27 protein-coding genes are annotated in these 20,408 nt (G+C 67.1%); 12 read left to right on the forward strand and 15 right to left on the reverse strand.

The annotated features are described in order from the left end of the window. Positions 1–397 precede the first annotated feature (397 nt). Positions 398–1,147 carry a sulfite exporter TauE/SafE family protein gene (locus FHG66_RS18000; protein WP_139078439.1) on the forward strand — a complete coding sequence of 250 codons (750 nt, stop codon included), beginning with the start codon at positions 398–400 and terminating at the stop codon, positions 1,145–1,147. Between the two features lie 350 nt (positions 1,148–1,497). Next, entirely contained in the window at positions 1,498–3,006 is a 1,509-nt protein-coding gene (locus tag FHG66_RS18005) for a nucleobase:cation symporter-2 family protein (RefSeq protein ID WP_139078440.1), read from the forward strand. A 94-nt stretch (positions 3,007–3,100) separates the two neighbouring features. Here FHG66_RS18005 and FHG66_RS18010 read toward each other — a convergent pair whose 3' ends face one another. Continuing rightward, the gene (locus tag FHG66_RS18010) at positions 3,101–3,487 is read right to left on the reverse strand and encodes a bactofilin family protein (protein ID WP_139078441.1); all 387 of its coding nucleotides are present in this window, start codon (positions 3,485–3,487) and stop codon (positions 3,101–3,103) included. A gap of 418 nt (positions 3,488–3,905) precedes the next feature. Here FHG66_RS18010 and FHG66_RS18015 point away from each other — a divergent pair, with 418 nt between their 5' ends. Continuing rightward, positions 3,906–5,219 carry a DEAD/DEAH box helicase gene (locus FHG66_RS18015; protein WP_139078442.1) on the forward strand — a complete coding sequence of 438 codons (1,314 nt, stop codon included), beginning with the start codon at positions 3,906–3,908 and terminating at the stop codon, positions 5,217–5,219. A 192-nt stretch (positions 5,220–5,411) separates the two neighbouring features. Here the strand turns inward: FHG66_RS18015 and rpmE are convergent, their stop codons facing one another. The 11 genes from rpmE to ffh all read right to left on the reverse strand — a co-directional run bounded on the left by rpmE (position 5,412) and on the right by ffh (position 11,712). Then, positions 5,412–5,633: a 50S ribosomal protein L31 gene (gene rpmE / locus FHG66_RS18020; RefSeq protein WP_139078443.1), complete on the reverse strand. Its 222-nt coding sequence runs from the start codon at positions 5,631–5,633 to the stop codon at positions 5,412–5,414. After that, positions 5,630–6,010, reverse strand: coding sequence for a 50S ribosomal protein L19 (rplS, locus tag FHG66_RS18025; RefSeq protein WP_139078444.1), 381 nt, complete (start codon positions 6,008–6,010; stop codon positions 5,630–5,632). The genes rpmE and rplS overlap by 4 nt, the downstream gene beginning before the upstream one ends. A gap of 51 nt (positions 6,011–6,061) precedes the next feature. Further along, the gene (trmD, locus tag FHG66_RS18030) at positions 6,062–6,889 is read right to left on the reverse strand and encodes a tRNA (guanosine(37)-N1)-methyltransferase TrmD (RefSeq protein WP_139078445.1); all 828 of its coding nucleotides are present in this window, start codon (positions 6,887–6,889) and stop codon (positions 6,062–6,064) included. A 51-nt stretch (positions 6,890–6,940) separates the two neighbouring features. Further along, positions 6,941–7,102 carry a DUF1328 family protein gene (locus FHG66_RS18035; RefSeq protein ID WP_139078446.1) on the reverse strand — a complete coding sequence of 54 codons (162 nt, stop codon included), beginning with the start codon at positions 7,100–7,102 and terminating at the stop codon, positions 6,941–6,943. Positions 7,103–7,210: 108 nt separating this feature from the next. Continuing rightward, entirely contained in the window at positions 7,211–7,843 is a 633-nt protein-coding gene (locus FHG66_RS18040; protein WP_139078447.1) for a hypothetical protein, read from the reverse strand. A 68-nt stretch (positions 7,844–7,911) separates the two neighbouring features. Then, positions 7,912–8,415, reverse strand: a complete 504-nt coding sequence (rimM, locus tag FHG66_RS18045; protein WP_139078448.1) for a ribosome maturation factor RimM — start codon at positions 8,413–8,415, stop codon at positions 7,912–7,914. A gap of 9 nt (positions 8,416–8,424) precedes the next feature. After that, entirely contained in the window at positions 8,425–8,772 is a 348-nt protein-coding gene (gene rpsP, locus FHG66_RS18050) for a 30S ribosomal protein S16 (RefSeq protein ID WP_139078449.1), read from the reverse strand. A 12-nt stretch (positions 8,773–8,784) separates the two neighbouring features. After that, positions 8,785–9,087 (reverse strand): chorismate mutase, encoded by a 303-nt coding sequence (locus tag FHG66_RS18055; RefSeq protein ID WP_139078450.1) that lies wholly within the window; start codon positions 9,085–9,087, stop codon positions 8,785–8,787. Continuing rightward, complete coding sequence (locus tag FHG66_RS18060) at positions 9,084–9,674, reverse strand: GNAT family N-acetyltransferase (protein ID WP_246082674.1); 591 nt, start codon at positions 9,672–9,674, stop codon at positions 9,084–9,086. Before FHG66_RS18060 ends, FHG66_RS18055 begins: the two co-directional genes overlap by 4 nt. Next, positions 9,671–10,195, reverse strand: a complete 525-nt coding sequence (locus FHG66_RS18065) for a GNAT family N-acetyltransferase (RefSeq protein WP_139078451.1) — start codon at positions 10,193–10,195, stop codon at positions 9,671–9,673. Before FHG66_RS18065 ends, FHG66_RS18060 begins: the two co-directional genes overlap by 4 nt. Then, positions 10,192–11,712, reverse strand: coding sequence for a signal recognition particle protein (gene ffh, locus FHG66_RS18070; protein ID WP_139078452.1), 1,521 nt, complete (start codon positions 11,710–11,712; stop codon positions 10,192–10,194). The genes FHG66_RS18065 and ffh overlap by 4 nt, the downstream gene beginning before the upstream one ends. Before the next feature lie 240 nt (positions 11,713–11,952). On the opposite strand from ffh, the gene FHG66_RS18075 reads away from it, so the two are divergent. Together FHG66_RS18075 and FHG66_RS18080 are read left to right on the forward strand one after the other, a co-directional pair. After that, on the forward strand, positions 11,953–12,834 hold the full coding sequence (locus FHG66_RS18075; RefSeq protein ID WP_139078453.1) for a LysR family transcriptional regulator: 882 nt from the start codon (positions 11,953–11,955) through the stop codon (positions 12,832–12,834). 80 nt (positions 12,835–12,914) lie between these two features. Then, entirely contained in the window at positions 12,915–13,772 is an 858-nt protein-coding gene (locus FHG66_RS18080) for a DMT family transporter (protein WP_139078454.1), read from the forward strand. Here FHG66_RS18080 and FHG66_RS18085 read toward each other — a convergent pair. Then, a complete protein-coding gene (locus FHG66_RS18085) occupies positions 13,769–14,116 on the reverse strand; it encodes an ArsR/SmtB family transcription factor (RefSeq protein ID WP_139078455.1) in 348 nt (115 codons plus the stop codon). The genes FHG66_RS18080 and FHG66_RS18085 overlap by 4 nt on opposite strands. 223 nt (positions 14,117–14,339) lie before the next feature. On the opposite strand from FHG66_RS18085, the gene FHG66_RS18090 reads away from it, so the two are divergent. From FHG66_RS18090 to FHG66_RS18110, 5 genes are all read left to right on the forward strand, one after another. Further along, positions 14,340–14,693, forward strand: coding sequence for an AtpZ/AtpI family protein (locus tag FHG66_RS18090; protein ID WP_139078456.1), 354 nt, complete (start codon positions 14,340–14,342; stop codon positions 14,691–14,693). Then, on the forward strand, positions 14,674–15,438 hold the full coding sequence (locus FHG66_RS18095; RefSeq protein WP_139078457.1) for a F0F1 ATP synthase subunit A: 765 nt from the start codon (positions 14,674–14,676) through the stop codon (positions 15,436–15,438). Before FHG66_RS18090 ends, FHG66_RS18095 begins: the two co-directional genes overlap by 20 nt. 39 nt (positions 15,439–15,477) lie before the next feature. Next, positions 15,478–15,714 carry a F0F1 ATP synthase subunit C gene (locus tag FHG66_RS18100; protein ID WP_139078458.1) on the forward strand — a complete coding sequence of 79 codons (237 nt, stop codon included), beginning with the start codon at positions 15,478–15,480 and terminating at the stop codon, positions 15,712–15,714. 74 nt (positions 15,715–15,788) lie between these two features. Further along, positions 15,789–16,343 carry a F0F1 ATP synthase subunit B' gene (locus FHG66_RS18105; protein WP_139078459.1) on the forward strand — a complete coding sequence of 185 codons (555 nt, stop codon included), beginning with the start codon at positions 15,789–15,791 and terminating at the stop codon, positions 16,341–16,343. A 1-nt stretch (position 16,344) separates the two neighbouring features. Next, on the forward strand, positions 16,345–16,905 hold the full coding sequence (locus FHG66_RS18110) for a F0F1 ATP synthase subunit B family protein (RefSeq protein WP_139078460.1): 561 nt from the start codon (positions 16,345–16,347) through the stop codon (positions 16,903–16,905). A gap of 75 nt (positions 16,906–16,980) precedes the next feature. Here the strand turns inward: FHG66_RS18110 and FHG66_RS18115 are convergent, their stop codons facing one another. Then, on the reverse strand, positions 16,981–17,634 hold the full coding sequence (locus FHG66_RS18115; RefSeq protein ID WP_139078461.1) for a YiaD family glycine zipper/OmpA-like lipoprotein: 654 nt from the start codon (positions 17,632–17,634) through the stop codon (positions 16,981–16,983). Between the two features lie 110 nt (positions 17,635–17,744). Next, positions 17,745–18,599, reverse strand: a complete 855-nt coding sequence (locus FHG66_RS18120; protein ID WP_139078462.1) for a methylated-DNA--[protein]-cysteine S-methyltransferase — start codon at positions 18,597–18,599, stop codon at positions 17,745–17,747. A gap of 103 nt (positions 18,600–18,702) precedes the next feature. Between FHG66_RS18120 and nth the strand changes: the two genes are divergently transcribed. Both nth and FHG66_RS18130 read left to right on the forward strand, forming a co-directional pair. Continuing rightward, positions 18,703–19,350 (forward strand): endonuclease III, encoded by a 648-nt coding sequence (gene nth / locus FHG66_RS18125; protein WP_139078463.1) that lies wholly within the window; start codon positions 18,703–18,705, stop codon positions 19,348–19,350. Further along, positions 19,347–20,345, forward strand: coding sequence for an adenosine kinase (locus tag FHG66_RS18130; protein ID WP_139078464.1), 999 nt, complete (start codon positions 19,347–19,349; stop codon positions 20,343–20,345). The genes nth and FHG66_RS18130 overlap by 4 nt, the downstream gene beginning before the upstream one ends. The last annotated feature ends 63 nt before the right edge of the window (positions 20,346–20,408 follow it).

Below are 20,408 nucleotides of genomic sequence, written 5' to 3' on the forward strand. Positions count from 1 at the left end.
GACGAGGGCTCGTTCGGGGTAGTCTGGTCGCCGTTTTCGGTGTCGGTTGGCAAGGGAGTGCATCCTCTACGCTAAGGTTGGGAGCACCATGCCAATGCCCGGTTTCCGAATGTTTTACGGCCGACAGCCATCCAGACGTCATTATGTGGGATTTGAAGGGAATGAGCGCGCATGGAGGGTACTGGATTTCAGTGAACTCTCGGCCATGTCTCACGTGGTGGAAGTTCCTCCCTGTGCTGCAACTCGTCACTGATGTATGTCGCCACAGCTTGGTCCTTTCCTTTCGCGACTTAGGATGGTGCCACTCCAAAGCGCCAGGGTATGATCCCGGGAGGATCCTCCCCTCCGTTGCCGCTGCATCGCGGCGCCCGCACCGTTTCGAGGAGGCCTGAACGCCATGCATGATCTCCTCATTCTTGTCCTGAGTGCCTTTCTGGCCGGCGTTCTCAACACCGTGGCCGGGGGTGGCACGTTCCTGACCTTCCCGGCCCTGGTCTATGCCGGACTGCCCCCTGTTTCTGCCAACGCCACCAGTGCAGTCGCTGTCTTTCCGGGTTATCTCGCGGGAGCGGTGGGATTCCGGCAGGAGTTGCGGGCGCTCGATCGTGGCCTTCTGCTCAGGGCGGGTGGAGCGACCCTTGTCGGCGGGCTGGCCGGCTCCTTGCTGCTGCTGGTGTCTTCGAACGAGGCGTTCGCGGTCGTGGTGCCGTTCCTTCTGGCCTTCGCAACCCTGGCCTTTGCCTTTGGTGGGCGCATCCAGGCTTGGGCCAGCGGCCACTCGGCGCTGTCGCTGGACAATCCCATCGGGACCGTCGTGGTGGCCGTTTATGGCGGCTACTTCAACGGCGGGCTCGGGATCGTGCTGCTCGCCCTCTTCGCGCTGCAGGGCATGCGCGACATCGACCAGATGAACGGGCTCAAGAACGGCCTGTCCTTTCTCCTGTCCGCCATCTCGGTCGTGATCTTTGCGCTGGCGGGTCTGGTGGCATGGCCACAAGCCGCGCTGATGATGGTGGCCGCCACGGTCGGCGGTTACGCTGGGGCGCCGCTGGCCCGTGCCCTTCCCAGGCCGGTGATGCGGGGACTGGTCATCCTGGTTGGCACCACGATGAGCATCGTTTTCTTTGCTAGGCTCCTCGGCCGCTGACATCCGGGTGCCTGGGACGGGCGGCCTGGCGTCCATGCGTGATCTTGCAACACCGCCCGGACTTTGCGCAGCCCAAGCCAAGGTTCGGGCGCGGACGAAGGCACCCACGCGGTAATGTGCGTCGAACCGGTACGACAAGGGCCGCTCGCAAAGGAGTGAGATTGCCCGCGAGCGGAGTTGAAGTAGGGCCGGATCACAGCGACGGGCACCGATCTGCCCGGATCGTAGCAGCGTTGCGGACAGGGAGGGTCACTCCTGACCACGATGGTCCTGGCCGGCATGACGGCTCTGGGGCGCCGAGACGACGAGACCTGATGACAGGCATCGACTCCATGAAAAGAGGAACAGGGATGACGACAACGTTCGAGGGCTACGGCGGGGGCTCGCGGGACCAGGTGGATGAGGTCCTCCCGACAGGCAAGCTGATCACTCTGGGCCTCCAGCATGTGCTGGTGATGTATGCGGGGGCGGTGGCGGTGCCCCTGATCGTGGGACGGGCGCTGGGGCTTGAGCCGCAGGACGTGGCGTTCCTGATCGCCGCGGACCTGTTCGTCTGCGGTATCGTTTCGATCATCCAGTCGCTCGGCGCCTCGCCCTGGTTCGGGATTCGCCTGCCGGTGATGATGGGCGTGACCTTCGCCTCGGTAGGGCCGATGGTCTCGATTGCCGTCGCCAACCCCGGGACCGAGGGCGCGCGGCTGATCTTCGGCTCCATCATCGGGGCAGGGATCATCGGCATCCTGATCGCGCCCCTAGTCAGCCGGATGCTGCGGTTCTTTCCGCCGGTGGTCACCGGCACGATCATCCTGGTGATCGGCGTGTCGCTGATGCGGATCGGCATCAATTGGATCTTTGGCAACCCGGTCGGCCCGAGCGCGCCGAGGATGGTGAACCCCGACCACGCCGCCTGGCTTGAGGCCGTCAAGGCGCTTGGGGCCGAGGCGCGGGTTCCCGACATCCCACAGGGCCTGGCGCTGGCGCCGACAGTGTCGAACCCGGTCTACGCCGCGCCTGCGAACATAATGATCTCGGGGATCGTCTTGGTGACAGTCCTGCTGATCGCCCGCTACGCCAGGGGATTCCTGGCCAACATCGCCGTCCTGGCCGGGATCGTGGTCGGCGGCGTCGTCGCGGCTCTGCTCGGTCGGATGTCCTTCGACAAGGTCGCGCAGGCGGGCTGGTTCGAAGTCGTCACGCCCTTCCATTTCGGGATGCCGATCTTCGATCCAATCCTGATCCTCACCATGACGCTGGTGATGATCGTCGTGATGATCGAATCCACCGGTATGTTCCTGGCCCTCGGCGAGATGTGCGGCCGCAGGATCGACCGGAGATCGCTGTCGGCGGGCTTGCGGACAGATGGCCTGGGCACGCTGATCGGAGGCATCTTCAACACCTTCCCCTACACCTCGTTCAGCCAGAACGTGGGTCTGGTGGGCGTCACGGGGGTCCGCTCGCGCTTCGTCTGCGTGGCCGGGGGCGCTATTTTGGTCGTGCTGGGCCTGATCCCCAAGATGGCGGCGTTGGTGGAGTCGCTGCCCGTGGCGGTCCTGGGCGGCGCCGGCCTCGTGATGTTCGGCATGGTCGCGGCCACGGGCGTTCGGATCCTGTCCGGCGTGGACTTCAAGGCGAACCGCTTCAACCTCTTCGTCGTGGCGATCTCCCTGGGGTTCGGGATGATCCCGCTCATCGCACCCGACTTCAAGATGTGGATGCCCCACGCGATCCACCCACTCATCGACTCGGGAATCCTGCTCGCCTCGATTGCGGCGGTGGCGCTGAACGCCTTCTTCAATGGCGCCGGCACGGTATCCGAGGACGAGGTCCGCAACGCAGCCCGGGCCGCCGACGCCCATTAAGAGCAGTTGGACGGATAAAAAGGATCGTCGATGGACCCCGCCGCACGAAAGCGGGGTCTTGGGCGTGTCTGCATGGTCGAAAGATCTGAAAGCCTCAGGCCGGTTCGGCTTCGCCGCGTCGAACGCGTTCAAAGGTCGCGGTGATGTCGGACCCGCTCTCGATGTGGAGGCTATCATAACAGATCGTGCCGGAGAGACGCGCTGTAGCATGGATGCGGACCGCGCCACCGGCCAAGTGGCCGTTGAACGTGCCCTTGACGCCAATGGCGGCAGCCTGCACCTCTCCATCGACGGTGCCACGTTCCTCGATCACGACGGAGTCGGCGAGCACGCGGCCCTCCACCTCGCCCTGGATTTCCAGAAGCCCAGGGGCGCTGATGTCACCGACGATCCGGGTCCCTGCGATGAGGTGGGACCGACCGCCCTGCGATCCGAACGGCGCGAGCCCCGGATTGGCCGTCGGGCCGCTGGTGATGGTCATGATCCAGTCTCCACTTGGCAACCCTCCGAGGCATGAAGCCCGACAGGCTGGTCCAAGACAAGCGTTCTGCGCGGATCAGCCCCTAAGTCCCCGGTCTGGCGCGTCAAAACTGCATCCAATCACCGGCTCATCCGACAGGCTGGATGCGGCAATGAAGGCCAGTCCGCGCTTGACTTTAGCGGCAAGGGGGCCCACATGCCTCTGACCGCAATCCCTGCCGCGTGAGCAGGGCGCCCCGATGGGCGCAAGGAGGGCGGTGTTCAGGTTCCCACCTTCACGCAGGGGAAGCCGCGCCGTGACGGTCCTAGGGCAATGCCGCCCCTGGATCAGCGCATCGGCTGCCACCCCTCGTCGCCCGGGCCTTGTCAGGCCGGGATGGGGGACCATTCGGGCCGTCATGGTCCATGACAGGATACCTATGCAATTCGACTCGCTGGGGCTTTCGCCCCGCCTCATCAACGCCCTGAACGAACAGGGCATCACCGATCCGACTCCGATCCAGACCGAAGCCATCCCGCACGCCCTGGCCGGGCGGGATGTGATGGGCCTGGCCCAGACCGGCTCGGGCAAGACTGCGGCCTTTGGCCTGCCCATGCTGGATGCGCTGATGAAGAACGGCCGCAAGGCCGAGCCCAAGACGCCGCGGGCGCTGATCCTCGCTCCCACGCGGGAACTGGCGCGGCAGATCCACGACACGCTCGCGACCTTTGCCCAAGGCTCGCACCTCAAGCTCGCGCTCATCACCGGCGGCGTGGGCTTCACGCCGCAGATCGAGCGGATGTCGCGCGGCGTCGCGATCCTTGTGGCGACGCCCGGCCGCCTGGTCGACCTTCTCGACCGGCGGTCGGTGGATCTGTCCAAGACCGAGTTCCTGGTTTTGGACGAGGCCGACCAGATGCTCGACCTGGGTTTCATCCACTCGCTTCGCCGCATCGCGACGCTGCTGCCCAAGGCACGTCAGACGATGCTGTTCTCCGCCACCATGCCCAAGCAGATGGAGGAGATCGCAGCGGCCTTCCTGACCGATCCGGTGCGCGTGCAGGTCAACCCGCCCGGGCAGGCGGTCGCGAAGATCGACCAGTACATCCACTTCGTCGCCAAGGCCGCGAAAACCGATCTGCTGATCGAGCTTCTCGACAAGCATCGTGACGAGCTGGCCATCGTCTTTGGCCGGACCAAGCACGGCTCGGAGAAGTTGGCACGCCAGCTTGAAAATGCAGGGTACGCCGTTGCGGCGATCCACGGCAACAAGAGCCAGGGCCAGCGCGACCGCGCCATTGCCGCCTTCCGCGAGGGGGAGGTGCGGGTTCTTGTGGCGACCGACGTGGCAGCGCGTGGGATCGATATCCCGAGCATCCGGCATGTCTACAACTACGACCTTCCGAACGTGCCCGAGAACTACGTCCACCGTATCGGCCGCACGGCACGGGCTGGCGCCAATGGCACGGCAATCGCCTTCTGCGCGCCCGACGAGATGGGTGAATTGCGCGACATCGAAAAGGCGATGAAGGCCCGCATCCCGGTTGCCTCCGGCGCCCCGTGGGAAGGCGTGCCCGAGTCGGCGGCCCGTTCCGGCGCGAGGCCGGCGAACAAGCCCCGCCAGGGGCAGGGCCGTCCGGGAGCGAATTCCTCCCGCCGCCCCGCCCAAGCCGGTGGCGCTGCCTCGGCTGGCAAGCCCGCAGGGCAGAAGCCCCGCCGCTCGGGCCCGCGCGGCAAGCCCAAAGCGGCTTGATCTCGGGAAAGCCTGCGGCGGCCTTGATGGCGCTGCCGCAGGTTCCGATCCCATTGAAGGCCGACCTTTGCGAGGCAGCTCAAGCCACCTTGGATCATCGGCCCCGGAAAGCCCTGCAACGCAGATTGCCAAATGAAAACGCCGCGCCTCGGGTCCGAGGCGCGGCGTCTTTGCATCGCTAGCAGAGAAGGCTCAGAAGCCCAGGCCGGCGTACTTGTTCTTGAACTTGGAGACGCGGCCCCCGGTGTCAAGCAGGCGCGTGCCGCCGCCCGTCCAGGCCGGGTGCGACAGCGGGTCGATCTCGAGGTTCATCGTGTCGCCTTCCTTGCCCCAGGTGGTCTTCATCTGGATCATCGTGCCATCGGTCATGCGCACGTCGATGAGGTGGTATTCGGGATGGATGCCGGACCTCACTTGGAGTCCTCCTTCGCCTTGTAGTTGGTGACCTCGGCGATGCGGGCGGACTTGCCGCGACGATCGCGCAGATAATAGAGCTTGGCGCGACGGACCTTGCCGCGGCGGACCACGGTGATCGAGTCGATGTTGGTGGAGTAGAGGGGGAACACCCGCTCCACGCCTTCGCCGAAGGAAATCTTGCGGACGGTGAACGAACCGGCGATGCCCGAGCCGTGCTTGCGGCTGATGCAAACGCCTTCGTACATCTGCACGCGGGTGCGCGTGCCTTCGGTCACCTTGTAGCCGACGCGGACGGTGTCGCCGGCCTTGAAATCGGGAATCGACTTCCCGAGGGAGGCGATCTGTTCGGCCTCCAGTTGCGCGATGAGGTCCATCGGACCCTCCTTTGGTTGCCCAGGGTGAACCCCCGGAGGTCTCTCGCGGCCTCAGAGCTCTCGGTCTTCCTCCGGGCGCCCCAGCGTTGCTAGGTGGGCCCGCCAGAGATCAGGTCGCCGTTCCTTGGTCAGCCTTTCGGCCTCGGCCTGTCGCCAGGAGGTGATCTTCGCGTGATGTCCCGATAGAAGCACTTCGGGGATCGCGCGTCCTTCCCAGACGGCCGGCTTCGTGTACTGCGGGTATTCCAGAAGACCGGAGGAAAAGCTCTCCTCCTCGGCCGAATGTTGATTCCCGAGCACGCGCGGCATAAGCCGAACCGTTGCGTCAATCAAGGCCTGCGCCGCGATCTCGCCCCCGGTCATCACGAAATCCCCAAGGGACACCTCGGACAAGCCGAACTGCTCGATCAACCGCTCGTCCACACCCTCGAAGCGCCCGCAGAACAGGATCGCGCCATCGCGCGAAGCGAGGTCGCGCGCCATCGCCTGATCGAAGCGCCGCCCGCGCGGCGACAGCAGCAAACGGGGCACATCGCCGCGCGCCCGCGCGATCGCCTCTTCCAGCGCTCTGGCTCCGATATCCGCGCGCAGCACCATGCCCGCGCCCCCGCCGGCCGGGGTGTCGTCCACGTTGCGGTGACGGCCTTCGCCGAAATCCCGAAGATTGATCGTACGGAGCGCCCAGAACCCTTCCTTGAGAGCCTTGCCGGTCAGCGACAACCCCAGCACACCCGGAAACGCCTCGGGGAGAAGGGTGATGACCTGCGCGGTCCAAACGCCTGCCAATTCCTCGTCGGCCATCAGGTCGCGCGGAACGGCCGAGGGGCGGATGGACTTGCGCCCGACGGCGCGGGCAGGGCGGGAGGGGACATCGCTCATGGCCGCGCTTCTAGGCGCAAGCGCGGCCCGAGACCAGCCATCCGGCGAAGGTCAGACCAGGGCGATGATCCCGAACAGCACCAGAAGGAACAGGATCAGGACGATGATGGCCAGCCACTTGGCCGCCGTCAGCGCCGCGCCTTGGACGCGATGCATCCCGAGCAGGCCGGCGATGGCCGCAACGACCAGAAGGGTGAGGATCCAACCGATCATGGGTCTGCCTTGTCTTCCGCCAGCGCGCCCCTGGCTCCGGCCCGCTGGCGAACGCGCGAAGCGGGCCGGTGATTCACGAGCATGGGTCCGGGTGATTCGGGCCGGTCCTCAGGGCCCGACGCCGCTCATCGGGCCGGTCTTGCCGCTGTCGTTGCCGTCGAACGGATCCTCGTTGTCGTCACCGTCGCCAAAGGAGTCGTCTCCATCCACCTTGACGGCCGGCTCTGCCTCGCTTGGGGAGGGGCTCGGCGGATGGTCGGTCGCACCGGCTTCCGGACCGACCACCGGCTCTGACTGGGCACCGGCTTCGGTATCCTCGGCATGAGGCGGCTGGGGGACCGAGGCTGCCTCAGGTCCAGCGGCGCCCGCGGCGCGTCCGGGCCCGAAATCGCGCCGGATCGTATCCACCGCTTCCTCGACGATCCGTGTCACCGCTCCGGCCACGCCACGCACGGCTTCGCCCGCCGCGCCCGCCACCAGGGTGCCGAGGTCGGCCACGGTGTCGGCGGATTTGGCTGCATGGGGTTTCGCCCCATCGGCGTCGGGCGTCGTGCCGTGTCCGGCCGCGCCCTGGCCGAAGGTCTTCTTGGCCAGCGCCGTCCCGACGGCCAGCAACGCGGCCGTCACCGCCTCATTGGCCCTTGGATTGGCCAGGGCCTTGTTGACAGTCTTGCGGAGCCTTTTCGGAATCTTAACTTTGCCGATCTTCTTCGGCACGATCTTCTTGGCCTTTTGGCCCATGGCGAACGTTCCCTTCGGTCGATGTTGGAACGAACGCAGCGGGCGGCCACGCCGTTCCTGACCAAAGCCTACACGCTCCCCTGAGGCGGGTCAGCCACGATCCGGCCCGCCGCGATATCCACGAGCGGGACCACGGCCTGGGTGAAGGGCAGGAGGACGGTCTGCCCCTTGGGGCCTGCGACCTCCAGGATGTCGCCGGCTCCGTGGTTCAGCACGGCGCGGACGGTGCCGATCCGCGTGCCGCCCGCGTCCTGAACCGGCAGCCCGATCAGGTCGGCATGGTAGAATTCATCCGGCGGCAGCGTCGGAAGCCGCGCCCGATCCACCAGGAGCGGCACGCCCTTGAGCGCGTCGGCATCCTCCTTGGTCGAGATCCCCTCGACGCGGGCGATGAGGGAGCCCTGAGTCTGACCCATGATCTCGATGGAAGGGAAGACCCGTCCATCGGGGCCGTAAAGCGGCACGTAGCCCGCGATGTCGACGGGCTCCGCGCAGAAGCTCTTGAGGCGCACCTCGCCGCGGACCCCAAAGGCCCCGGCGAGGTTGCCCACGACGATGCGATCGTCGCTCATGAGCCCGTCTTACTCGGTCGCGACGGCGCGGGCGGCCTTCTTCTCGGCACGGTCCTTGGAGGCCTTGCCGGGCTCACCCTTCTTGAGGTTGGACCGCTCGGTCTTCGGCAGGACGCCGGCGGCTTCCAGCATGCGCTGCACGCGGTCGGTGGGCTGGGCGCCCTGCGACAGCCAGTGCTGGATGCGCTCCATGTCCATCTTCACGCGATCCTCGCTGTCCTTGGGCAGGAGGGGGGCGTAGGTGCCCAACTTCTCGATGAAGCGGCCGTCGCGGGGCATCCGCGAGTCGGCAGCGACGATCGAATAGTAGGGGCGCTTCTTGGAGCCGCCGCGGGCGAGCCGGATCTTCATGGCCATTGTTCTGTTCCTTCAGCTTTGATGGCGTTCGTGGTGCTTGATGACTTCCTGGATGATGAAGGCCAGGAACTTCTGGGCGAACTCGGGGTCGAGGTCGGCCTTCTCGGACAGTTCCACCAGGCGGGCGATTTGCGCCTTTTCCCGGGCGGGGTCCGAAGGGGGGAGCCCATGGGCGGCCTTGAGCCGGCCAACGGCCTGCGTGTGCTTGAACCGCTCCGCCAGTGTGAAGACGAGGATCGCGTCCAGACGGTCGATGCTTTCCCGGTGCTCCCTGAGGAGTGCGGAGGCGTGAAGCGTGGCGTCGGGCTGGTTCATGGCGCGATCTCGGGGCGGAGGTGGCGGTAGACGAGGGCGCCCTCGGATCCGGTCCCGGCCAGCGCGGCCTCGGCCTGCCGATCCCGCCGGGCACCAAGCCGCTCGGCCAAGGCGACCGACCGCGCGTTGGGCGGATCGATGTAGCTGACGAGCGACGGAAGCCCCAAGGCCCAGCCCTGCGCGCGTGCCGCGAAGGTGGCTTCGGCAGCAAAGCCATGACCTTCCGCGCCCTCGCGCAGGAAGTAGCCCAGTTCCGGTTCTTGGTCGCTCGGTTCCATGTTCAGGCACACGAAGCCCAGCACTTCGCCTGACGCGCGGGACTCGATGGTCCAGGGCCCATGCCCACGCAAGAGCCACGAGCCGACCGTCGCTGCGAACTCGGTGAACGCTTCGTCACGCGTGTAGGGGCCGTCCATGTGGACGGAACGCGGGCTGCACAGGATCTCGGCCCAGGCCGGAAAATCCGCAAGGGTCGGTGCGCGCAGCCGCAGCCGCTCGGTCTCCAGCGCTGGGACGAGCGCGCACAGTTTTTCCGCCAGGTCAGCGGCAGGGCCGGGCTGCGGTGGCATCTCGTGCGGCGCGATCATGCGAGCGCCTCCGGACGGGGATGCCGATAGACCAGCACCGTCTTGCCCGGCGCTTCGGGGGCCTGCGCCTGCGGGTCGAGCATGGCCCTCAGCCGCTGGGCCAAGGCCACCGACCGGGCGTTTCCTTCGGCGATGTAGCTGACCACCGTATCCCATCTCAGCGCGGACCAGATGTGGTGCAATGCGCCCTGGGCCGCCTCGCGCGCGATGCCCCGGCCCTCGGCCTCGGCGTCCAGCACCATCCAGCCCAGCTCGCGCTCGGGCCAGTCGGGCGGGTTCCACGGGCCGACCAGGGCCACGGCCCGGTCCTCGCCCTTGTAGGTCACCGCGAACATGCCAAAGCCGAAGATGTCCCAATGCCCAAGCTCGGCCGCAAAGGACCGAAATGCCTTGCCCACGTTCCGGTGGCTGCCGAACTCGCTTGCGCGGTCCGACATCATGAAGTCGTGGAACGACGTCCAGTCCCCCGGCTGGGGACGGCGGAGCGTCAGCCGCTCGGTATGAAGGACGGGACCAGTCACTTCTTCTTCATCAGCCCGGACAGGCCCTGCGGCAGTCCGGCCCCGCCGCCAAAGGGACTGGCGCCGCCGAACCCCTTGGGCAACTGCATGCCCTGGGGAAGCTGGGGCATCTTGCCCTGTGCCATGGCGTCCTGCGCGGCGGCCATGTCGGCCTCCGACGGGCCGCCCTTGCCGAACATCTTCTGAACGGCCTGCTTGAGCATGCCGCCTTTGCCCATGGAGCCCAGCTTCTTCATCATGTCGGCCATCTGGCGATGCTGCTTGAGAAGCCTGTTCAACTCGGCCACCTCAAGGCCCGCGCCCGCAGCAATGCGCTTCTTGCGCGACGCCTGCAGAAGGTCGGGGTTCGCCCGCTCCTTCTTGGTCATGGAGTTGATCAGGGCGATCTGGCGGCGGAGCATCTTGTCATCGAGCCCAGCCTCGGCGGCCTGCTTCTGCATCTTGTTCATGCCGGGCATCATGCCCATCAGCGCCTCGACGCCGCCCATCTTCTGCATCTGTTCAAGCTGCATCCGCAGGTCGTTCATGTTGAAGAGGCCCTTCTGGAACCGCTTCATCATGCGTTCGGCCTGCTCGGCCTCGAAGGTCTGCTGGGCGCGTTCGACCAGGGCCACGATGTCGCCCATGCCCAGGATGCGCCCGGCGACCCGCTCGGGGTCGAAGGTTTCCAGCGCGTCGAGCTTTTCACCCAAGCCCACGAAGCGGATGGGCTTGCCGGTGACGGCACGCATGGACAGGGCCGCGCCGCCGCGCCCGTCGCCGTCCATCCGCGTCAGGACCACGCCCGACACGCCGATCTTGTCGTCGAACTCCTTGGCGACCTCGACCGCGACCTGACCCGTCAGGCCGTCCACCACGAGCAGCGTCTCGCGCGGGCGGACCACGTCGCGGACATCAGCGGCCTGTTGGATCAGGACCTCGTCGATGTGGAGCCGGCCCGCGGTGTCGAGCATGTAAACATCGTAGCCGCCCAGGGACGCCTGCGTCTTCGCGCGGCGCGCGATCGCCACCGGGTCCTCGCCCGGCACGATGGGCAGGGTGTCCACTCCGATCTGCTGGCCCAGAATCGCGAGCTGCTCCATGGCCGCCGGACGGTTGGTGTCCAGCGACGCCATCAGCACCTTCTTGCCCTCGCGCTCCTTGAGGCGCTTGGCGAGCTTGGCAGTCGTCGTGGTCTTTCCGCCGCCTTGCAGACCGACCATCAGGATGGGTGCGGGAGGACTGTCGATCTTGAGAGGGCCTGGGTCCGAGTCGCCGGCCAGCACCTGCACCATCTCGTCATGCACAATCTTGACGACCTGCTGGCCGGGCGTGACCGACTTGGTCACGGCTTGGCCAGTGGCCTTCCTCTCGACCGCCTTGACGAAATCCCGCGCCACGGGAAGCGACACGTCGGCTTCGAGCAGGGCAGTGCGGACCTCGCGCATCGCGGTTTGAACGTCGGCCTCGGTCAGCGCGCCTTGCCGGGTCAGACGGTCGAATACGCCACCCAGGCGGTCCGCGAGATTCTCGAACATGGTCGTCCTCTCCTTTGTCCCGTCCCCCAGATAGGCAGGACCGCCGAAAACCCAAACACCGATCGCGCCCGCGGGCGCATCTGCGCTGGCGGACGGCGATCCCCCACGGAGGGGGGACCGGAAGGCGCGATGCATTCCGGTGACGGCGGGCCGATACGCCCGACCGGACGGCAAGTCAAGGGGAACGGGGGGAGTTGCCCTTGGATGCCGCCCGCTGCACAAAGCAGGGCAGGGGGTCCAATGACGAGCTGGGACGAGATCCGCACGGCTTTCCAGGTCGCGCGCCTGGGCACCGTCTCGGCGGCGGCCGAGGCTCTGGGCGTGCACCATGCCACGGTCATCCGCCATGTCGATGCCCTGGAGCAGCGGCTCGGCGCCAAGCTGTTCCAGCGCCACGCCCGGGGCTACACGCCGACCGAGGCCGGGCGCGACCTGCTCCGGGTGGCCGAGGAGGCCGAGGACCGCTTCGCCCAACTGGTGGGGCGCATCCGCGATCAGGGCGGCGGCGTCACGGGCGAACTCGTGGTGACCTCGCTTGCGGGATTCTCGCCGTATGTCACGCCTGTCCTGGCCGAGTTCCAGGCCGCCCATCCCGGCGTGCTCGTCCGCTACCTCGCGGATGGACGGCTGTTCCGGCTGGAATATGGCGAAGCGCATGTAGCGATCCGAGCGGGTGTCGCGCCGCCCTCGCAGCCCGACAACGTGGTGCAGCCCTTCATGCGGCTGCGCTTCTCGCTCGTGGGCTCCGATGCCTATCTGGCGCGCAACGGCCTGCCACAGTCGGCCGAGGACCTGGCCCGGCACAGCTTCGTGGGCCTTGACGACGCGCTCGTCCGAGCGCCCTTCAACCAGTGGCTCAGCGAACTCGTCCCGCGCGAGCGCGTCACGTTCCGGGTGGGCCAGGACGGCTCGCAGACCGATGCCATCGCGGCTGGCGTGGGCCTGGGTTTCGTATCCCTGCTCGACCAGCGCGGTCGCGCCGGCTTGCGCGAGGTGCTTCCAGCACGTGAGGGCTGGGAGGTGCCGCTCTGGCTCGTGACCCATGTGGACCTGCACCGCACGCCCAAGGTCCAGGCCATCCTCGCCCATCTCAAGGAACGCTCCAAGGCGTGGGACGCCTGAGTCCGGTGCCACAGCCTTTGCACAGCGCCCCAGCGCGGGGCCAAGCGCGCCTCGGCTCCCAAGGGCAGGGGCATCTGGCCATGCTGGTCTTTTCGGCCCTTGTGGCAGGGTCCTTCTCGCTGGGGGCCCGCATCGCAACTCGCGTAGACCCGATCGCCTTCACCGCGCTCAGGTTCTGGGTGGCGGGCCTGGTGATCGGGGCGGGGCTGGCGGCGACCGGGGGGCTACGCCGTCCGCGAGCGGTCTGGAGGCAGGGCGTGCTCGGCGTCCTCTACGCGGTGTACTTCGTCCTGATGTTCGAAGGGCTGAAGACCGCGCCCCCCGTGGCGGCCTCGGCCGTTTTCACCCTTACGCCATTAGTCGCGGCGGGTTTCGGCTGGGTTCTGTTGCGCCAGCGGTTCTCGCGCCGGATCGCCGGGGCGCTGTCGCTGGGCGGAGCCGGAGCGCTGTGGGTGATCTTCCGCGCGGATCTCGGGGCGTTGCTGGCCCTCGATCTAGGGCGGGGAGAGGCCATCTACTTCGTGGGCTGCGTGGCCCATGCGCTTTACACGCCGCTTGTCGCCCGCCTGAACCGGGGCGAGGGCGCGGCCGAGTTCTCGCTGGGTGTCGTGGTCGCGGGCGCTCTGCTGCTGACGGTATTGGGTGCGCCGCGCATCCTCGCCACCGACTGGCTCGCCTTGCCGGCCATCGTTTGGGTGACGCTTCTCTACGTGGCGATCTTCGCATCGGCCGCGACCATGACCCTCCTACAGTTCGCGGCGCTTCGCCTGCCATCGTCCAAGGTCATGGCCTACACCTATCTGGTGCCCGCCTGGGTGCTCCTTTGGGAGGCGGGCTTCGGTGCATCCCCGCCTCCGGCGCTGGTGCTGGTCGGCGTGGGAATGACAGGGGCGGCGCTGCTCCTCCTGCTGCGACCCGAGAACGGGGGAGGCCGCTAGTCCGGCGGCCGTGCAGCGTCGGGGTCCGTCAGTTCTCGTTCCAGGAAACGCTCGAACGCATCCAGGTCGAACGCCTCCATCATCCCGAAGCCCTGCATCCAGACGCTCCCTTCGCGCAGAGCATCGGGCTCGAGCTTGCACCAGGTGATGCGTCCCCGCTTCTCCTGAGAGATCAGCCCCGCCTCGGCCAGCGCCTGGAGGTGCTTGGACACCGCCGCCAGCGACATGGGAAAGGCGCTGGCCACGTCGGAGACGGCCATGTCGTCCTCCAGCAGCATGGACAGGATCGCCCGGCGCGTCGGATCGGCCAGGGCCGCGAAGACGATGTCCAGGGAAGGCGCCATGACCATGGACTCTTCGGTGTGGGGCAGGGGGCGTCAAGTGGCGGCAGCCTTCTCGGAGAAGCTCTCCTGACGCTCAACCGCTACGTTGAATGAGCCCGTGAACCGCCCTGCAAGGCCAATCCGCAAAGCAGGCAAGAAAAAACAAGGGCTTGCCCATGTTCACCCTAGCTTGACACTGCTCTCCCGCTCGCCTAGCAGACCTGCGACTTCCGAAGGGGGGCCGATGTCCGATCCCGACGACCGTTCCGAAGACCAACGCCTCGAGGCGCTGGAGGAGCGGCTTGCGCGGGCCCGTGGCACGCCCGAGCCCTCCCACACGGAAAGTCACTATTCCCAGGCAAATCTCGCCTGGCGGATGGTGATCGAGCTTGTGGCCGGTCTGATGATCGGCGCCAGCATCGGGTACGGCATCGACTCCTTCGCAGGGACGATGCCGATCTTCCTGGTGCTGTTCCTGTTCCTGGGCCTGGCGGCCGGCGTCAAGACGATGCTCCGCTCGGCCCAAGAGTTGCAACAAAAGCGCGAGGCCGAGGCGGCCCGCGAGTCGGAGGGCAAGGATGGAAGAAACGGCACATGAGGCGGTCGGCCTGACGTTCCACCCGCTCGACCAGTTCGCGCTGACGCCGCTGTTCGGGGGCGGTGGCGCTGATTACAACCCGCCGTTCTATGCTCTGACCAACGCCACGCTCTGGATGGCGCTGGCCGTGCTGGGCATCTTCCTTCTGTTCGTGGTCAGCACCCGCAGCCGTTCGGTCATCCCGACCCGGTCGCAGTCGGTGGCCGAACTCGTCTACTCCTTCATCCGCAAGATGGTGGACGACGTGGCGGGCCATGACGCGGGCCGCTTCTTCCCGCTGATCCTGACGCTGTTCCTGTTCATCCTGTTCACGAACTTCTTCGGCCTGCTGCCGATGTCCTTTACCGCGACCTCGCACATCGCCGTCACGGCCGTGCTGGGCTTCGGAGTCTTCCTGTTCGTGACGGTCCTGGGGTTCATGCTGAACGGCAAGAAATTCCTGGGCCTGTTCTGGATGACCGATGCGCCCCTGTTCCTGCGCCCGATCATCGCGGTGATCGAGCTCATCTCCTACTTCGTGCGCCCGGTTAGCCATTCCATCCGTCTCGCCGGGAACGTCATGGCGGGCCATACCGTGATCAAGGTCTTTGCGGGCTTTGCCCAAGTGGCCGCGATCAGCCCCTTTGCGATCCTGGGCGTCGCCGCGATCTACGGGATCGAGATCCTCGTGGCGGGCATCCAGGCCTACGTCTTCACCATCCTCACCTGCGTGTACCTCAAGGACGCGCTGCATCCGGGCCACTAACGGCCACGGACCAACCCTTCCCACTCAAGGAGAACGACTATGGAAGGCAATATCGGAGAGCTCGGCCAGTTCATGGGCGCCGGCCTAGCAGCCATCGGCTCGGGCATCGCGGCGGTCGGTGTGGGCAACGTGGCTGCCAACTACTTGGGCGGCGCGCTCCGCAACCCGTCCGCGGCCGCCTCGCAGACCGCGACCCTCTTCATCGGCCTCGCCTTCGCTGAAGCGCTCGGCATCTTCGCCTTCCTCGTGGCGCTGCTCCTGCTGTTCGCAGTCTGATCCGCGACCTTCAGACCTGAGCGGCGGCGGGGTTCACATCCCGCCGCCTTCGCTTGCGCCACAGGGAGCCTCCGATGGAGCACGACGCCAACGCCGTTGAAGCCGAGCTCACGCACGGCACTGCGGTCCCGTCCGGCGAGGGGCCGATCCCCCTCCTGCAGCCGGCCTATTTCGACAACCTGATCTTCTGGGCCGTGGTCGCGCTGGTCGCGATCTACTTCATTCTGACCAAGATGGCCCTGCCGCGCATCGGCTCGACCCTCGCGACGCGCGAAGGGACCATCAGCAGCGATCTTTCGGCTGCCGAAGCGCTGCGCACCCAGGCGCGCGACGCGCAGGCGGCCTACGACAAGGCCGTATCCGACGCTCGGGCCGAGTCCAACCGCATCGCCCAGCAGACGCGCGACGAGATCCAGGCCCAGCTCGACACCGCGCTGGCCCAAGCCGACGCGCAGATCGAAGCTCGGGCCGCCCAGGGCGCCCGTGCCGTCGCCGAGATCCAGGCCCAAGCCCAGGCCAGCGTGGCCGAGGTCGCCCGCGATGCCGCGCGCGAAATCCTTCGCGTGATGGGTGGGCAGGTCGACGAGGCTGCGGTGGATCGCGCCGTCGCCGCACGCGTGGGAGGCTGATATGAAGAAGCTTGTGACCCTTGCTTTCACGCTGGCCGCCTCTCCCGCCTTTGCGGCCACGGAGTACGGCTTCTTCTCGCTCCACAACACGAACTTCATCGTGCTGCTGGCGTTCCTCCTGGTCCTAGGGATCATGGTCTATTTCGGCGTCCCCGGCATGCTGAGCGGCCTTCTCGACCGCCGCGCCGAGGAGATCCGTCGCGAGATCACCGAAGCCCGCGCCCTGCGGGAAGAGGCTCAGCAGCTCCTGGCTTCGTTCGACCGCAAGCGCCAGGAGATGGCCGCCCAAGCCGAACGGATCGTCGCTGACGCCCGGACCGAAGCCGAGCGCGCCGCCACCCTCGCCAAGGAAGAAGCGGCCCGCGCCGTCCAGCGCCGGATCGCCGGAGTCGAGGAGCAGATCGCAGCAGCCCAGGCCAAGGCGATCCGTGAGGTCAAGGATCAGGCCGTCACCGTGGCCATCGCTGCCGCGCAGGAGGTTCTGGCCCGGCAGATGACGCCGGCCGCAGGGTCGCAGCTCATTGATCAGTCGATCGCGACGGTGAGCGAACGCCTGCACTGACCGCCTCGTCTTTCGGCAAAGAGAAAGGGCCGCCGGATCTCCGGCGGCCCTTTCGGATTCTGGCAGACGTGCTCGTTACTGGTTCGGCGTGATGATGATCTCCACGCGCCGGTTCCGGGCCTGACCGTCGACGGTCTGGTTCGTGAAGGCCGGCTGGTCCTCGCCGCGGCCCACGATGTTGATGCGCGACGCCGACACGCCCGACGCGATCAGCACGTTGGCCACCGCGCTGGCCCGACGCTCGGACAGATCCTGGTTGTAGGCGGCATCGCCGACATTGTCGGTATGGCCAACTACGTTGACCGTCGAGTTCGGGTAGTTGTTGAGCGAGGTCGCCACCGCTCGCAGGTCGGCTTGCGACGCGATCGACACCGATGCCTGGTCGAAGCCGAACAGGATGTCGTTGGGCAGCGTGACCACGAGCTGGCTGCCCGTGTTGGTCACCGTGCCAGAGCCGAGCTGGGCCCGCAGTTCTGCTTCCTGGCGGTCGAGCAGGGCCCCGATGCCGGCGCCGGCAGCCCCGAACACGGCCGCGCCGATCGCGGCGTTGCGGATGCGCTCCTCGTTGTCGTCACCGGTCAGTACACCCACGACGGCGCCCACGCCCGCACCGGTGATGGCTCCCTGGCGGGTCTGGTCGTTGGCCTGGTTGGGAAGCGGCTGCTGGCAGGCCGCCAGCCCCAGCACCGAGGCCGTCATGAGCGAAAGGGTGAGTCGTTCGAATGCCATGTCTTCGTTCCTTCAAGGGCGGGCGCGAGTCAGCGCCCGTGCCGGTCCCGTATCGCCGGCCGTTCGGTGATATGCGATAACGCGACCTTGATAACTATGTTCCCGCAGGGCTAGGCAGCCCCTTGCCGAACCTCGGATGCATCGGCCCGTGCCGCCTCCCAGGCCAGCATGGTGCGTTTGACGGGAAGCCCCCAATGATAGCCGCCCAGCGCTCCGGTCGTCCGAAGAGCTCTGTGGCATGGGATGAGCCATGAGACGGGGTTCCGTCCCACCGCCGTGCCGACGGCCCGCACGGCCTTCGGTTGGCCGATGGTCCGGGCGATCTCACCGTAGGTGACGACGTGCCCCGAGGGGACCGAAAGGAGCGCTTCCCAGACCTTGATCTGGAAGGGGCCTCCGATCAGGTGGATCCGAGCCCCCGGGCCATCGCCGAAGGCCGCCTCGACCCACGGACGGATCGGGACGGGGTCCTCGACCAGACGAGCCCCGGGCCATCGTGCGGCCAGATCGGCGCGTACGGCGTCTTCACCCTGTTCGGCGGCAAAGCCCAAGCCGCACAGGCCGTGATCGGTCGCCATGGCCACCGTTGGGCCGAACGGAGTGTCGAAGACCCCTGCCCGGATCGTGAGGCCCTCGCCGCCCCGCGCGAACGCCCCGGGAGTCATGGCCTCCCACCGGACGAAAAGGTCATGAAGACGGGATGGGCCGGACAGACCGACCTTCTGGGACACGTCCAGCACCGCCCGCCTGTCACGGAGCAGCGCCTTGGCGTGACCCAAGGCCAGGTACTGCTGGTAGCGCTTGGGCGAGATCCCGGCCCAGGTCGAGAACAGGCGCTGAAAATGGGCGGGGCTCATGCTCATCGCCGCCGCGAGCTCGTCGAGGCTGAGCCGTCCTTCGGCGCTGTCGATGACGTCGATGGCGCGGCGCATGACCGCGTAATGATAGCTGCCGGGCTGATTCATCGGGCACCCCTCCCTGGAATGACGTTCCGGACAGTAGGGCAGTGGCCGGACGCCCGCGACCCGGAACTTGCGGGATGGGCCTGGGCCGGGCATACCGCCCCGCATGTCGCGCCAGCTCAGCTATCATGAACAGGTCGAGGTCTTCGCGCGCCTGCGGGCCGCGAACCCCCAGCCCAAGGGAGAGCTGGAGCATCTGAACGCCTTCACGCTGCTCGTGGCCGTGGCGCTGTCGGCCCAGGCCACGGATGCCAGCGTCAACAAGGCGACGCGCGACCTTTTCCCCATCGCCGACACCCCGCAGAAGATGCTGGCGATCGGGGAGGAGGGGCTGATCCCCTACATCCGGACCATCGGCCTGTATCGCAACAAGGCCAAGAACGTGATCCGCCTGAGCGAATTGCTGGTCGAGCGGCACGGGGGCGAGGTGCCCTCCTCGCGCGCGGCGCTGGAGGCGCTGCCCGGCGTCGGCCGCAAGACGGCCAACGTGGTGCTTAACATGTGGTGGGGCTTCCCGAGCCAGCCGGTGGACACCCATGTCTTCCGCGTCTCCAACCGCACCGGGGTCGCCATGGGCGCCGACGTGGTCGCGGTGGAGCGCGGGCTGGAGAACCACGTCCCCGTCGAGTATCAACAGCTTTCGCATCATTGGCTGATCTTGCACGGGCGCTACACCTGCGTGGCGCGCAAGCCCAAATGCCCCACCTGCCTGATCCGTGACCTTTGCACCTTCGAGGAGAAGACCCCGGAATGACGACCACTGGAACGGGGCGCTACCACGCCGTCGGGATCGGCAACGCCATCGTCGACGTCTTTTCGGAGACGGATGACAGCTTTCTCGACCATATGGGGATCGAGAAGGGCATCATGCAGCTCATCGAGCGCGACCGGGCGCAGCTGCTGTACGCGGCCATGCGCGGTCCGCGTCAGGTGCCCGGGGGTTCGGTCGCCAACACCATCGCGGGCCTGGGCAACCTCGGGCTTCGCACCGCCTTTATCGGCCGGGTGAACGACGATCCGCTGGGTCACTTCTATGCGCAGTCCCTGGCCGAGGAGGGCAGCGACTTCCCGAATCCGCCCGTGGTGGACGGCGGCCTGCCCACCTCCCGCTCCATGATCTTCGTGTCGCCGGACGGCGAGCGGTCGATGAACACCTATCTCGGCATCTCATCGGAGCTGTCGCCCGACGACGTGCCGGAGCAGGTCGCGACCAACGCCGACATCCTGTTCCTTGAAGGCTACCTGTACGACAAGCCCACCGGCAAGGAGGCCTTCGAGACCGCCGCGCGCCTGACTCATCAGGGTGGCGGGCAGGCGGGGATCGCGCTTTCCGACCCGTTCTGCGTGGACCGGCACAGGACGGACTTCCGCCGCCTCGTGCGCGACCTCGACTACGTCATCGGCAACCAGCACGAATGGGAGTCGCTTTACCAGACCGACCTCGATGGTGCGCTGGGCCAGGCGGCCGGTGACTGCGGTCTGGTGGTCTGCACCCGCTCGGGTGACGAGGTCATCCTGATCCGTGGCGGCGAGCGGGCCGTGGTGCCGGTGAACAGGGTCGTGCCGGTCGATGCCACCGGCGCGGGGGATCTTTTCGCCGCTGGGTTTCTTTATGGTCTGGCCACCGGGCAGGGGCTCGAGACGGCGGGGCGCATGGGCTGCGTCGCGGCGGCCGAGGTCATCAGCCATTTCGGGGCCCGGCCCGAAGCCGACCTGAAAGCCTTGTTCCGCCGATCCGGCCTCATCTAGGCTGCCTCGAATGACGCAGCGCCAAGGAGCCCTCATGACCCGCACCGCTGCCCCGAGGATCCG

Source organism: Rubellimicrobium rubrum (assembly GCF_006152115.1).
GTDB classification, from domain to species: Bacteria; Pseudomonadota; Alphaproteobacteria; order Rhodobacterales; family Rhodobacteraceae; genus Rubellimicrobium; species Rubellimicrobium rubrum.

Bases quoted from the DNA above. Each gene is read 5' to 3' on its own strand.
- FHG66_RS18000 (WP_139078439.1), top strand. From the start codon at position 398: ATGCATGATCTCCTCATTCTTGTCCTGAGTGCCTTTCTGGCCGGCGTT.
- FHG66_RS18005 (WP_139078440.1), top strand. From the start codon at position 1,498: ATGACGACAACGTTCGAGGGCTACGGCGGGGGCTCGCGGGACCAGGTG.
- FHG66_RS18010 (WP_139078441.1), bottom strand. From the start codon at position 3,487: ATGACCATCACCAGCGGCCCGACGGCCAATCCGGGGCTCGCGCCGTTC.
- FHG66_RS18015 (WP_139078442.1), top strand. From the start codon at position 3,906: ATGCAATTCGACTCGCTGGGGCTTTCGCCCCGCCTCATCAACGCCCTG.
- rplS (WP_139078444.1), bottom strand. From the start codon at position 6,010: ATGGACCTCATCGCGCAACTGGAGGCCGAACAGATCGCCTCCCTCGGG.
- trmD (WP_139078445.1), bottom strand. From the start codon at position 6,889: ATGAGCGATGTCCCCTCCCGCCCTGCCCGCGCCGTCGGGCGCAAGTCC.
- FHG66_RS18035 (WP_139078446.1), bottom strand. From the start codon at position 7,102: ATGATCGGTTGGATCCTCACCCTTCTGGTCGTTGCGGCCATCGCCGGC.
- FHG66_RS18040 (WP_139078447.1), bottom strand. From the start codon at position 7,843: ATGGGCCAAAAGGCCAAGAAGATCGTGCCGAAGAAGATCGGCAAAGTT.
- rimM (WP_139078448.1), bottom strand. From the start codon at position 8,415: ATGAGCGACGATCGCATCGTCGTGGGCAACCTCGCCGGGGCCTTTGGG.
- rpsP (WP_139078449.1), bottom strand. From the start codon at position 8,772: ATGGCCATGAAGATCCGGCTCGCCCGCGGCGGCTCCAAGAAGCGCCCC.
- FHG66_RS18055 (WP_139078450.1), bottom strand. From the start codon at position 9,087: ATGAACCAGCCCGACGCCACGCTTCACGCCTCCGCACTCCTCAGGGAG.
- FHG66_RS18060 (WP_246082674.1), bottom strand. From the start codon at position 9,674: ATGATCGCGCCGCACGAGATGCCACCGCAGCCCGGCCCTGCCGCTGAC.
- ffh (WP_139078452.1), bottom strand. From the start codon at position 11,712: ATGTTCGAGAATCTCGCGGACCGCCTGGGTGGCGTATTCGACCGTCTG.
- FHG66_RS18075 (WP_139078453.1), top strand. From the start codon at position 11,953: ATGACGAGCTGGGACGAGATCCGCACGGCTTTCCAGGTCGCGCGCCTG.
- FHG66_RS18080 (WP_139078454.1), top strand. From the start codon at position 12,915: ATGCTGGTCTTTTCGGCCCTTGTGGCAGGGTCCTTCTCGCTGGGGGCC.
- FHG66_RS18085 (WP_139078455.1), bottom strand. From the start codon at position 14,116: ATGGCGCCTTCCCTGGACATCGTCTTCGCGGCCCTGGCCGATCCGACG.
- FHG66_RS18090 (WP_139078456.1), top strand. From the start codon at position 14,340: ATGTCCGATCCCGACGACCGTTCCGAAGACCAACGCCTCGAGGCGCTG.
- FHG66_RS18095 (WP_139078457.1), top strand. From the start codon at position 14,674: ATGGAAGAAACGGCACATGAGGCGGTCGGCCTGACGTTCCACCCGCTC.
- FHG66_RS18100 (WP_139078458.1), top strand. From the start codon at position 15,478: ATGGAAGGCAATATCGGAGAGCTCGGCCAGTTCATGGGCGCCGGCCTA.
- FHG66_RS18105 (WP_139078459.1), top strand. From the start codon at position 15,789: ATGGAGCACGACGCCAACGCCGTTGAAGCCGAGCTCACGCACGGCACT.
- FHG66_RS18110 (WP_139078460.1), top strand. From the start codon at position 16,345: ATGAAGAAGCTTGTGACCCTTGCTTTCACGCTGGCCGCCTCTCCCGCC.
- FHG66_RS18115 (WP_139078461.1), bottom strand. From the start codon at position 17,634: ATGGCATTCGAACGACTCACCCTTTCGCTCATGACGGCCTCGGTGCTG.
- FHG66_RS18120 (WP_139078462.1), bottom strand. From the start codon at position 18,599: ATGAATCAGCCCGGCAGCTATCATTACGCGGTCATGCGCCGCGCCATC.
- nth (WP_139078463.1), top strand. From the start codon at position 18,703: ATGTCGCGCCAGCTCAGCTATCATGAACAGGTCGAGGTCTTCGCGCGC.
- FHG66_RS18130 (WP_139078464.1), top strand. From the start codon at position 19,347: ATGACGACCACTGGAACGGGGCGCTACCACGCCGTCGGGATCGGCAAC.